Raw genomic sequence first — 11,204 nt, forward strand, 5'->3', positions numbered from 1 at the left:
ACGCCCCCGGAGCGACACAAAGCACAAAAAAGGGCTGGCAGGATTTCTCCCGCCAGCCCTTCCCACAAGATTTCGAAAGAAACCTTAGCGGGACATCATGTTGATCGCAGTATCATGCATGATGAAGATCGTGCCGCCGATGATGACGATCACCGATGCCGCAGCAAAGATGAAGCACATCAGGTTCCAGCTCTGCTCGCTGCTGGTGTTCAGGTGAAGGAAGAACACCAGGTGGACGACGATCTGCACGACGGCAAGAACCGTCAGTGCGGCCAGCGCCATCCCCGGAGACAGGGCGTGGGTCATGACGGCGGCAAAAGATGCCACCGTCAGGATCACGGCCAGAACGAAGCCGATCAGATAAGCCGAATAGGAGCCGTGGCTACCATCGTGGGCTGTATGTGCCTGAGCCATTACATCACTCCTGCGAGATAGACGAACGAGAAGACACAGATCCAGACGATGTCGAGGAAGTGCCAGAACAGGCTGAGGCAGGCCAGCTTGTTCATCATACGCTCGGACAGATCCTGCGGACCCATCATCTGCACCATCAGGACGACCATCCAGATCAGGCCGCAAGTGACGTGCAGACCATGCGTTCCCACCAGCGTGAAGAAAGCGGAGAGGAATGCAGAACGGTCAGGACCATTGCCTTCTGCGATCATGGAGGTGAACTCGTTCACCTCCAGACCGACGAAGGAAGCGCCGAGCACAAACGTGACGGCAAGCCAGACCAGAACCATCGTCTTGTTCTTCGCCAGCGCGTTCAGCGAGGCAAAGCCGTACGTGATGGACGAGAACAGCAGGATAGCCGTCTCGATCCCCACGTTCGTCAGGTCGAACAGTTCCTTGCCCGACGGGCCACCGGCATACTGGTTCCGGAGGACCGCAAAGGCAGCGAAGATCGACCCGAACAGGACGCAGTCCGTCATCAGGTAGAGCCAGAAGCCGAACACGTTGGGGGTCTCGTGATGATGTTCCCCGCCGTGATCGTCGGCATGTGCCAGAGGCGACATTGTTGCTTCGTGAGCCATAAGTCTTATGCCCCCCTCTTACTCTGCTGCCTGCGCTGCAGCGATACGACGAGAATAGACTTCCTCGTTGTGCTCGATTTCGCTCACCGGGACGTAGTAGTCGACGTCGCGGTTTGCGCTGCGCAGGATCATGGTTGCAACGATACCGATCAGGCCGATGGCAGCAAGCCACCAGATGTACCAGATCGAAGCGAAACCGAAGATGAAGCTGAACAGACCGATGAAGACACCAGCAGATGTGTTCTTCGGCATGTGGATCGGAGCCAGCGGCTTGCCGTGAGCCTTCAGACCCAGCTGCTTCTCGGTGTGGAACGTATCGAGACCATGAATGTCAGGAATGACCGCGAAGTTGTAAGCCGGCGGCGGAGAGGAAATGGACCACTCCAGCGTACGGCCGTTCCACGGATCACCCGTCAGATCAAGGTTCTCGGGCAGGTTACGGTCACGGATGGACACGTAGAGCTGCGTCAGCTGGCAGACGATACCGCAGGCGATAACGATTGCACCGGCTTCAGCAACCAGCATCCACGGATACCAGTCGGGATTGTCGTAGTGGTTCATACGACGCGTCATGCCCTCGAGACCGAGGATATAGAGCGGGACGAAGGCCAGATAGAAGCCGACGAACCAGCACCAGAAAGCGCGCTTGCCCCAGGCTTCGTTCAGCTTGAAGCCGAAAGCCTTCGGGAACCAGAAGCCCATGCCCGCGATGTAACCGAAATACACGCCGCCGATGATGACGTTGTGGAAGTGGGCGATCAGGAACAGGGAGTTGTGCAGGATCCAGTCAGCAGCCGGCATGGCCATCATGACACCGGTCATACCACCGATGGAGAAGGTGATCATGAAGCCCAGCGTCCAGTACATCGGAGCCGTGAATTCCACGCGACCCTTATACATCGTGAACAGCCAGTTGAAGATCTTCACACCCGTCGGGACGGCGATGATCATCGTCATGATACCGAAGAAGGTATTGACGTTGGCGCCGGCACCCATGGTGAAGAAGTGATGCACCCACACGACGAAGGAGAGCACCATGATGGAGCACGTGGCGTACACCATCGTCTTGTAGCCGAAGAGCGGCTTCTGGGAGAACGTTGCCGTGACCTCGGAGAACACACCGAACGCCGGAATGACGAGGATGTAAACTTCCGGATGGCCCCAGGTCCAGATCATGCTGAGGTAAAGCATGACGTTGCCGCCGGCATCATTCGTGAAGAAGTGCATGCCGAGGTAACGGTCAAGGCTGAGCAGAGCCAGCGTTACCGTCAGAACCGGGAAGGACACCATGATCAGCACGGTCGTGCAGAACGCAGTCCAGGTGAACACCGGCATCTGCATCCAGCCCATGCCAGGCGCACGCATTTTGACGATGGTCGTGAAGAAGTTCACGCCCGTCAGCAGCGTACCGACACCGGAGATCTGAACAGCCCAGATATAGTAATCAACGCCGACACCCGGGCTGAACTGCATCTCGGACAGAGGCGGATAAACCAGCCAGCCGCACTGTGCAAACTCACCGATGAACAGCGAGATGTTGATCAGCAGGGCTCCGACCAGCGTCATATAGAAGCTGAGCGAGTTCAGGAACGGGAACGCCACGTCACGTGCACCGATCTGAAGGGGAACCACCAGGTTCATCAGGCCCGTCATGAACGCCATCGCCATGAAGAAGATCATGATGGTGCCGTGAGCGGAGAAGATCTGGTCGTAGTGATGCGGCGGCAGATAACCGGGGTTACCATTATAAGCCAGCGCAAGCTGGGTCCGCATCATGATGGCGTCCGCAAAACCACGGAACAGCATGACGATCGCCAGAATGACGTACATCACAGCAAGACGCTTGTGGTCGACAGTCGTCAGCCATTCACGCCAGAGATAGCCCCATTTGCCATAATAGGTGACAGCACCCAGTACGGCGAGACCGATAACAGCAACACCAAGGAATGTACCGACAAGAATCGGCACATCCAACGGTATGGCTGAAAAGGAGAGTTTTCCGAGCATCTGTCGGTTATTCCTTCATGCCAGTGTCGGACGGTGCAGCGTTAAGAACGGACTGCATGTGCATGACCTTGCCCGTCGTCTTGTCCACCACCATGCCATTGTTATACTTGGCTACGATGCCGTCGAAGAGATCCGGCTGGACATGCGCGAAATACTGTACCGGTGCGGCTTCCTGCGGTGCAGCATATTTCGGGTATGTGGTATCGTCGAGATTTTCGCTTCCGCTCTTCACTTTCTCGACCCAGTCGTTGAACTGAGCGGGATCCATGGCGAGAGTACGGAACTTCATATCCGAGAAACCGCGACCGCTGAACTGCGATGCTTCACCAAGGTAATCCCCCGGTGCGCTTGCAATCAGATGCAGCTGCGTCTGCTGACCCGGCATGGCGTAGATCATCGAGCCCAGACGGGGGATGAAGAACGACGTCATGACGGAATCAGACGTAATCTGGAAGTCGAGCGGCGTGTTCGTCGGCACATCCAGCTGGTTGATCGTTGCGATCCCCAGGTCCGGATAGATGAACAGCCACTTCCAGTCGAGAGAAACCACCTGAACGTTCAGCGGCTTGACATTGTCATCCGTCTGAAGCGGGCGGTACGGGTCATAGGCATGCGTACTCCACCAGCTGATGGCGCCAAGGAAGGCGATCAGAATGGCGGGAACACCCCAGATGACATATTCAATTGCGGTCGAATGATCCCAGGTCGGGAGGTATTCGGCCTCTTTGTTGGAAGCACGATACTTCCACGCAAAATAAAGCGTCGCGACGCAGGTGGGAACCACAACGAGCATCATGATGACGAATTCCGCCACCATGACATCGCGGTTCATTTCTGCGACCGGGCCGCGCGGCTGAAGCAGATCAACCGTACAACCCGATAGCATCAGCGCCGGCAACGCTGGGAGATATCGCCAGAGTTTTTTCATCGGTCCTGCTTTCATCATCCGTTCCGGCTTGCAGTAGTCGCCGGGAAACGGTTTGACACGATAAGGTCCGCATCAGTGCCGCCGAACGCTGCCATAGTCTGCTACCTTTCTCGTTCGTATCCTGACGTCAGGAACCGGATCAAAGATCCGATCCTGAAGTTCATTCAGCATGGGACACGGCTGTCCCGGTTCCTCAGGTTTTTTCTGCCTGAATCGCCTCAAAGACAAGGCTTATCACGGATTTCGTGAGCCTTTCCTCCACATGACTCTCAGGTTGAAATGGCTGTTTTTCGCCACATTTGATCTAATTAAGACTTTCATTAATCCATAAAATTACAGATTTTTAATGTAAGTCACTTTAGAATTCGCGAAAATAATTCAAGACTTTATTGGTCCAAAAAGCAGAAAGGGGCGGCATCAACTGCCGCCCCTTTCCCGATGCCCAGTATCGTCCTGACAGTACTGTCAGTCACTGTTACCTGAACGAACACCCATGAACTGGATAAGAAACTGAAACAGGTTCACGAAATTGAGATACATCGTTAGCGCATCATAAACGCTCAGCTTCGCTACTTCGTCTGGACCAGCATAGGCCATGTACTGCTGGTACGTGATCTTGATCCGCTGCGTATCATAGGCCGCAAGCAGGGTGAAAAGACCCACACCTATTACTGAAACCAGCATGGCCAGCGGCGAACTGTGCAGGAAAATGTTCACCACCGAGGCCAGAACGATACCGATCAGCCCCATGAACAGGAACGAACCGAGTCGAGCGAGATTGGCGCCGGTCGTGTATCCCCACAGCGACATTCCGGCGAATGTAATGGCCGTCACAAAGAACGTCCGGGCTACGGAAACACCCGTATAGCTCAGCAGAATGCTGGCCATGCTGGCGCCCATTGCGGCACTGAACAGCAGGAAAATTCCCTGCACGGCAGGACGGGACAGACGGTTGACGCCAAAAGATAGAACCATCACGAAAACAAGCGGCGCAAAGATGCTGATGCCACCCAGAAGGGTCGGCCGCAGGACAAGCGCGCCGTTCGGCGTTTCTGCCAGATGGAAAAACAGGGCGCGAAGGGAAGTCTGTGCGACGCCATAGGCGACCACTCCCGTGATCACCAGACCAAGCGCCATCCAGTTGAAGACCCGGCACATATAAGCGCGAAGTCCGGCATCAAGGCTGCCGGCTCCGGCCTGCACACCGGCTCTGCTGAAGTTGGAATTAAAAGCCATGACACCTTTTCCAATGAGATGCCCTTCTGAAAAGGGCGCTTGACGAACCAGGGAGGGCCGTCCGTACACTCCATCTGAATGTGGGAGTTTTGCCGGAGGGGTCAAGAATACTCCGCCATCCCTTACTTATTTTTCATGGGAAACGCACCTCTTGAGACTTTTTGTCGCACTCGACCTTCCTGTCGACATCCGGGAAACGCTTGCGCTGATGCGCGGTTCCATGCCTGGCGTGCAATGGGTTCCTGCACAAAACCATCACATCACCCTCCGCTTCATCGGAGAAATCACGGACAGGCACCGATTGGAGGAGATTGACCTGGCTCTCTCCCGCCTGGCCTGGAAGCCATTCGATCTGTCGCTCGCACAGGCCGACATCCGCGAGGGGCTCAATGCCGACAGCCTTTTGATCGGGGTCGAACGCACTCCACAACTTGAGACGCTCCAGTCCCAGGTCGAAAGCGTCCTTCGCCGGGCCGGATGCCCTCCCGCGAAACGGCGCTTTCAGCCAGCTGTCACGCTGGGGCATTTCTCATCCAGCCAGCGGGCGGACGCCATTCAGTGGGTGCAGCGACACAATCTCTTCCGCAGCAAACCAATGTCCGTAGAACACGTTACGCTTTTTGAAAGCCTGCGCAGCCTTGGAGAGCATGTCTATATTCCGAGAGCTGAATATGCCTGGCAGCCGGAAATGCCTCTGATCCCCGAGGAAGAATGACCCGACCCGCTCCCTCCCCAGAGGAGCGCCTTGACGCGCTTCTTGGGGAAGTCCGTGCCTGCCGTGTCTGTGAGGCTCACCTCCCTCTGGGCGCACGCCCTCTGATCCACGCCTCCGCAACGTCCAGAATCCTGATCGCAAGTCAGGCACCGGGCACCAAGGCCCATATCGCCGGCAAATCGTTTTTCGACCCCTCCGGAAATCGCCTCAGAAGCTGGCTCGATATCCCGGAAGACATTTTTTACGACACCCGGCACGTCGCGATTTTGCCAATGGGCCTCTGCTATCCCGGGCGCCTGCCTCAGGGCGGCGACAAACCTCCGCGCCCCGAATGTGCTCCCCTGTGGCGCCAGCGTATTCTGTCGCTCCTGCCTGATGTTCGCCTGACCCTTCTTGTGGGCAGCTATTCCCAGAACCATGTTGTGGGACGTGGTTCGGTCACGGAACGTGTCAGGAATTTCAGGAATTATCTGCCCGAATATTTCCCCCTGCCCCATCCGTCATGGCGAACCGGCGTGTGGGAAAAGAAAGCGCCGTGGTTTCAGGAGGAGGTCATCCCCGCCCTGCGAGAACGAGTCCATGCCGTCCTTGCGGAGCGCTGACCCTCAGGCCGCTTTCGCCTGCTTCAGCGCCTCGATCAGAAAACCTTCGACGCCGGATGCGAGGATCTGCACCCCGATCGCGAGCAGGATCAGGGCAGCGAGACGGCTGACAATCCGCGCGCCCGTCACACCCAGCATCGCCACAACACGTTCGGCGTAGGCATAAACGATGGCCACCACGACAGCCATGGTCGTGGCCGCAGCGGACACACCGAGATAATAGTCCGCCGTCGGCATATGGGGCGGCGTTGACGAACTCAGGGCAATGGCGACGGAAATGCTGCCCGGCCCCACCGTAAACGGCATTGCCAGCGGAAAAAACGCCCGCTCCCGCAGATCCGGCGTCGTTACGGTCCGGCCGCCCTGAAGCGCCTGTTTCTCCTTGCGGGCTTCGGACGTTTCGGGCTGCAACAGCATCACCCAGGCACGGGACGCCACCACAAGGCCGCCGGTGATTCGCAGGGCATTGATCGAAATGCCGAAAAACCCGAGAATCCAGCTTCCGAACCAGATGGACACCAGCATGATGCCCAGAGAATTCAGCGCCACCTGACGCGCGAGTTCAACGACTTCGCGGCGCTCACGCCCTTCCGTGGCCTGCGCGAAAATCAGCGAGGCTCCAAGCGGATTGATGATCGAGAACAGCGCCGGAAAAGCAATCAGCCAGCTGCTGAGCGTATTCCCCAGCCCGGGCGTCATGCTCATGAGCCTGTCAGCCCCGATACAGCCTGAGGCTGGCGCTTGCGTGCCAGCCGTTCCTCACCCTTCAGAAAAGCCCGCAGCATCCGATAATCCTCGGAAAAACAGCATACCGTCCCGGCTGTCCTGTCTGGACAGACCGTCAGTCCCAGATCGTTATAAACGGCCATCAAAGACTGGCCAACCTGTATGAAAGCGAGCTTGCAGCCTTCCTGCAACGCCAGATCCCGCAGTCGCCAGATGGCAGCCACACAGTTCCGTTCGGAGCCCGCGGGATCGCCCAGCCCGATAATGAACTGCCCCGTCCGCAGGAACGGGATGGCCGCACGCCCAGCTTCATCCAACAGCAACCCTGTCGGACGGCGTGCGCCCAGTTGAGGGAGCGCATGGGCCAGGCTGTGGTAGCGGCAGGCGTTTTCGGCCGTCCAGGCTTCGAAGCGGATCCGCGTCCGGCGCATTCCGCGCCACAGAACGTAGAATCCGCACAAGGCCGAAAAACCCAGAAACCAGCGCCCGACAGCCGTATGGGCATCATAGATCATGGAGCGCCACCAGATCGGCCCCAGATGCCGCTGCACCGCAACCCAGCCCACCCCCATGAGCCCCAGTCCCCACAGCGAGAGTGGCGCTAGCGTAGCTGGCGTCAGCGGGGCAGTCAGAAGATGTGCCCGGCGATAATAGCAGTTCCGGAACGGCAACAGCAGCAGCATCACGAGCGCCATGACAACCGGTCCTTCCCACGGTGCATGACGCAGGATCAGCAGCAGAACCGCCGCCCCCAGCATCCCGAGGGAAAATTTCCAGGCCAATGCCACGCGCTGTGACAGCCCCCAGGAAAGCGCCGCAAGCCCGACGCCAACCACCGTCAGCAGAAGATCTGCAATCTGTGACACTGCTGCCCAGAAGGACGTCTGCAGAGGCGGCAGGTCCGCCACCAGCGCATACAGCAGCAGCAGAAGTCCGACGACAGCCTGCACGCTTGTCGCCACCGCCACCGAAAAATCCGCTTCCGATTCCCGAATGACCTGACTGGGCCTGACCCTGCGCGGCGTCTGTCCGGCCGAGACCAGAGCCTGCTCTCCCCGCAGGAACAGTTCATGCCCCGCGAACATCAACCCCGCAATCAGAAGGGGGATGATGTAATAGAAAAGCCGGAACACGAGGATCGCGCCCATGATCTGCGACGTTGGCAGATAAGCCTGCAACGCCAGCAACATGGCCCCATCAAAAACGCCCAGCCCCCCCGGAACGCTCGCCATCAGGCCGGCCGTGTAAGACGCAAGATAGATCGCCAGAAAGGTCCCGAACCCGAAATGGGCTTCCGGCGGTAGAGGCGGCAGCACGCAATACGCAATGAGCGCCGTTGCCGCCATGTCCGCTGCACTGACCGCGATCTGAGCAATTGCAATCCCTGGTCCCGGAAGCTCGATCTCGTATTTCCAGACACGGACATGCCGCCGAACGCGTGACACCAGCACATAGGCCAGAAGTACGCCCCACAGCCCGAGCCCGACAAATCTCAGCAGAAACGTCGGCAGATGCATCAGAACTGGCACCGCGTGCGGCTCGATAATCAGGATTCCCCCAATTAACGCCATCGTGCCGAGCAGATAGGTCGCGGAGCAGAAAGCAATGATCTGCGCGATTGCACCCGGCGCCACACCCCAGCTCCGGTAGAGCCGGAAGCGCACCGCCGCCCCTGAAATCGCCGCACAACCCAGATTGTGGGACAGCACATAGGAGCAAAACGCCGCAAAGGCGGAGCGCTGATACGACACGTCTGCCCGAACATGCAGACACGCCAGCCGGTCATAGAAGGACAGGATGAAATACGACAGAACCGTCGCCGCCCCACCGGCCAGCAGAGCGGAATCCGGAATGGCGCTCAGGCTCGTGGTGATGTCATGCAGCGAAAGATGTCGCAGTTCCCGCCAGATGACGACCACAGCCGCCACCAGCAAAACCAGCCCCACAAGAGCCGGCGCGCGCGACAGGAGAACCTGCCAGCGTCGTTTCGACAGGCTGGCGTCCTCACACCCGCAGTCTACGGGATCTGTCTCTACCGCTGCGCATACCGCGTCTTTCACGGACGGGGGCTGAGCGTCCGGCGACCGGAGTTCCAGCCTCTTGTCCCCCGGTCTTTTATCTTTGGGCGCGCCCACGGCTCAGCCCTGTACAGGCTCTTCAACAGGCCGCGCGAGAGCTTCCCTAATCAGGGCCACCGTTTCCGGCAGCCCGAACAGGGAGGCGAAAATCCCGAAACGCGGCCCTTCGGTCTGCCCCAGCAGAACCTCATACAGGCACCCGAACCACGACCGCAGCTCGGATTTCTCGAAATAGCGCTTTCCGACTTCAAACACGACATCCTGCACGTCGCCCGGCGGCGTTTCCGGCGCGAGCTTTGCCAGTTCGTCCGCAAGATCCACGAGCCCCTTGCGCTCGGTCTCGGTCGGCGCGCGATAGGTCTTGTTCGGGTAAACCTGCTCCTGGAAATACGTCAGCGCACAGCGCACGAGACGGTCCACATACGGATGCGTCTCGGGCGACAGCGTCGGATCATAGCGGCGCAGGAACTTCCACAGCGTCTCGGGCTTGTCGGCATTGGCGACGTTCGCAAGGTTCAGCAGCGCCGTGTACGATACCGGGCTGGTGTCTTCCGGACGGATCGTCCCACCGTGAATGAACCAGACAGGATTGGCCAGCAGATCCGGCCCTTCCTGCGTCTCGGCTTTCTGCACGAGCGTCAGGTAATCATCCGTCGCGCGCGGAATGACATCGAAGAACAGGCGCTTGGCCCGCGTCGGCTGTTGGAACATGTACTGCCCCAGACTTTCCGGCGTGCCGTAACGCAGCCATTCCTCAACCGACAGGCCATTGCCCTTGGACTTGCTGATCTTCTGTCCCTGCGCATCGAGGAACAGCTCATAGGTCAGACCCGCAGGCGGTTCCTTGCCCAAAATACGGCAGATCTTCGAGGACAGCTTCACACTGTCGATCAGATCCTTGCCGGACATTTCATAATCCACGCCCAGAGCATACCAGCGCATGGCCCAGTCGGCCTTCCACTGCATCTTGGCATGACCGCCCAGAACGGACGTCTCGAACGTCTTGCCGGTCTCGTCTTTCCAGACAACCGTGCCGGCATCCGGATCAACCTTGATGATCGGCACCTGCATGACCTGCCCGGTTTCGGGATGGATCGGCAGAACCGGCGAATAGGTAGCCCGGCGCTCCGGACCAAGCGTCGGAATAATGGTCGCCACGACTTCATCATGGACTTCAAGCATACGGCGCAGCGCCGCATCGAACGTACCGTTCGTGTAGTACTGCGTGGCGGAAGCGAACTCGTATTCGAAACCGAAACTGTCGAGGAACTGGCGAAGACGCGCGTTATTATGCGCGGCAAAGCTGTCATATTCGCCAAACGGATCGGGAACCCGCGTCAGCGGCAGGCCAATATGCTTCGTCAGAAGCTCCTGCTGCGGCACATTGGTCGGCACCTTGCGCAGAGCATCCATGTCGTCAGAAAATGCCAGCAGACGCGTCGGACGGCCTGTCAGTGCCTCATAGGCCTGACGGACCCAGGTCGTACGGGCCACTTCGCCGAACGTGCCGATATGCGGCAGGCCCGACGGGCCATAGCCCGTTTCCAGAAGGGCCGGAGCCTGTTCCGAGGCCGCTCCGGCAGCGTCAGACGCGCGCGTATCCAGGCGCGCAGTGATTTTTCGCGCCTCTTCGAACGGCCATGCTTTCGGAAGCGGCGCGTCAGGAGAGAGGGACGGGGCGATAGGTGTCTTGGATTTCTGCATGATTACAGGAAAAGGTAGGGAGACACCTCTTCCCGGTCAAGCAATACGACACATTGCGGTTTCACTCAGAGGCGTCCATTGTATTACGAAATATTTCAATAACTTTTCCGCGCGTTCCAACCCCTTGCAGACAGCCAGCTTTCACGTTCCGTTCGCAAAACCCGCAAAACATCC

10 protein-coding genes are annotated in these 11,204 nt (G+C 58.5%); 2 read left to right on the forward strand and 8 right to left on the reverse strand.

Features of this window, described 5'->3' with window-relative positions; genetic code table 11:
- Positions 1-84: 84 nt before the first annotated feature.
- From cyoD to HK22_RS07355, 5 genes are all read right to left on the reverse strand, one after another.
- The gene (gene cyoD / locus HK22_RS07335) at positions 85-414 is read right to left on the reverse strand and encodes a cytochrome o ubiquinol oxidase subunit IV (protein ID WP_062030826.1); all 330 of its coding nucleotides are present in this window, start codon (positions 412-414) and stop codon (positions 85-87) included.
- A complete protein-coding gene (gene cyoC, locus HK22_RS07340; RefSeq protein WP_062030824.1) occupies positions 414-1,034 on the reverse strand; it encodes a cytochrome o ubiquinol oxidase subunit III in 621 nt (206 codons plus the stop codon). Before cyoC ends, cyoD begins: the two co-directional genes overlap by 1 nt.
- A gap of 18 nt (positions 1,035-1,052) precedes the next feature.
- Positions 1,053-3,041, reverse strand: a complete 1,989-nt coding sequence (gene cyoB, locus HK22_RS07345; RefSeq protein WP_086648826.1) for a cytochrome o ubiquinol oxidase subunit I — start codon at positions 3,039-3,041, stop codon at positions 1,053-1,055.
- Positions 3,042-3,048: 7 nt separating this feature from the next.
- The gene (gene cyoA / locus HK22_RS07350; protein ID WP_062030820.1) at positions 3,049-3,987 is read right to left on the reverse strand and encodes a ubiquinol oxidase subunit II; all 939 of its coding nucleotides are present in this window, start codon (positions 3,985-3,987) and stop codon (positions 3,049-3,051) included.
- 447 nt (positions 3,988-4,434) lie between these two features.
- Entirely contained in the window at positions 4,435-5,205 is a 771-nt protein-coding gene (locus tag HK22_RS07355) for a Bax inhibitor-1/YccA family protein (protein WP_062030818.1), read from the reverse strand.
- Positions 5,206-5,356: 151 nt separating this feature from the next.
- Here HK22_RS07355 and thpR point away from each other — a divergent pair, with 151 nt between their 5' ends.
- Positions 5,357-5,920 (forward strand): RNA 2',3'-cyclic phosphodiesterase, encoded by a 564-nt coding sequence (thpR, locus tag HK22_RS07360; RefSeq protein WP_062030816.1) that lies wholly within the window; start codon positions 5,357-5,359, stop codon positions 5,918-5,920.
- Positions 5,917-6,522: a uracil-DNA glycosylase family protein gene (locus HK22_RS07365; RefSeq protein ID WP_086648827.1), complete on the forward strand. Its 606-nt coding sequence runs from the start codon at positions 5,917-5,919 to the stop codon at positions 6,520-6,522. The genes thpR and HK22_RS07365 overlap by 4 nt, the downstream gene beginning before the upstream one ends.
- A 3-nt stretch (positions 6,523-6,525) precedes the next feature.
- Here HK22_RS07365 and HK22_RS07370 read toward each other — a convergent pair whose 3' ends face one another.
- From HK22_RS07370 to HK22_RS07380, 3 genes are all read right to left on the reverse strand, one after another.
- Entirely contained in the window at positions 6,526-7,227 is a 702-nt protein-coding gene (locus HK22_RS07370; protein WP_062030812.1) for a MarC family protein, read from the reverse strand.
- Complete coding sequence (locus HK22_RS07375; protein WP_369827238.1) at positions 7,224-9,242, reverse strand: lysylphosphatidylglycerol synthase domain-containing protein; 2,019 nt, start codon at positions 9,240-9,242, stop codon at positions 7,224-7,226. Before HK22_RS07375 ends, HK22_RS07370 begins: the two co-directional genes overlap by 4 nt.
- 144 nt (positions 9,243-9,386) lie before the next feature.
- The gene (locus HK22_RS07380; RefSeq protein WP_086648828.1) at positions 9,387-11,030 is read right to left on the reverse strand and encodes a lysine--tRNA ligase; all 1,644 of its coding nucleotides are present in this window, start codon (positions 11,028-11,030) and stop codon (positions 9,387-9,389) included.
- Positions 11,031-11,204: the final 174 nt, after the last annotated feature.

Origin of the sequence: Gluconobacter sp. DsW_056 (genome assembly GCF_002153595.1) — a bacterium.
Classification (GTDB): domain Bacteria; phylum Pseudomonadota; class Alphaproteobacteria; order Acetobacterales; family Acetobacteraceae; genus Gluconobacter; species Gluconobacter albidus.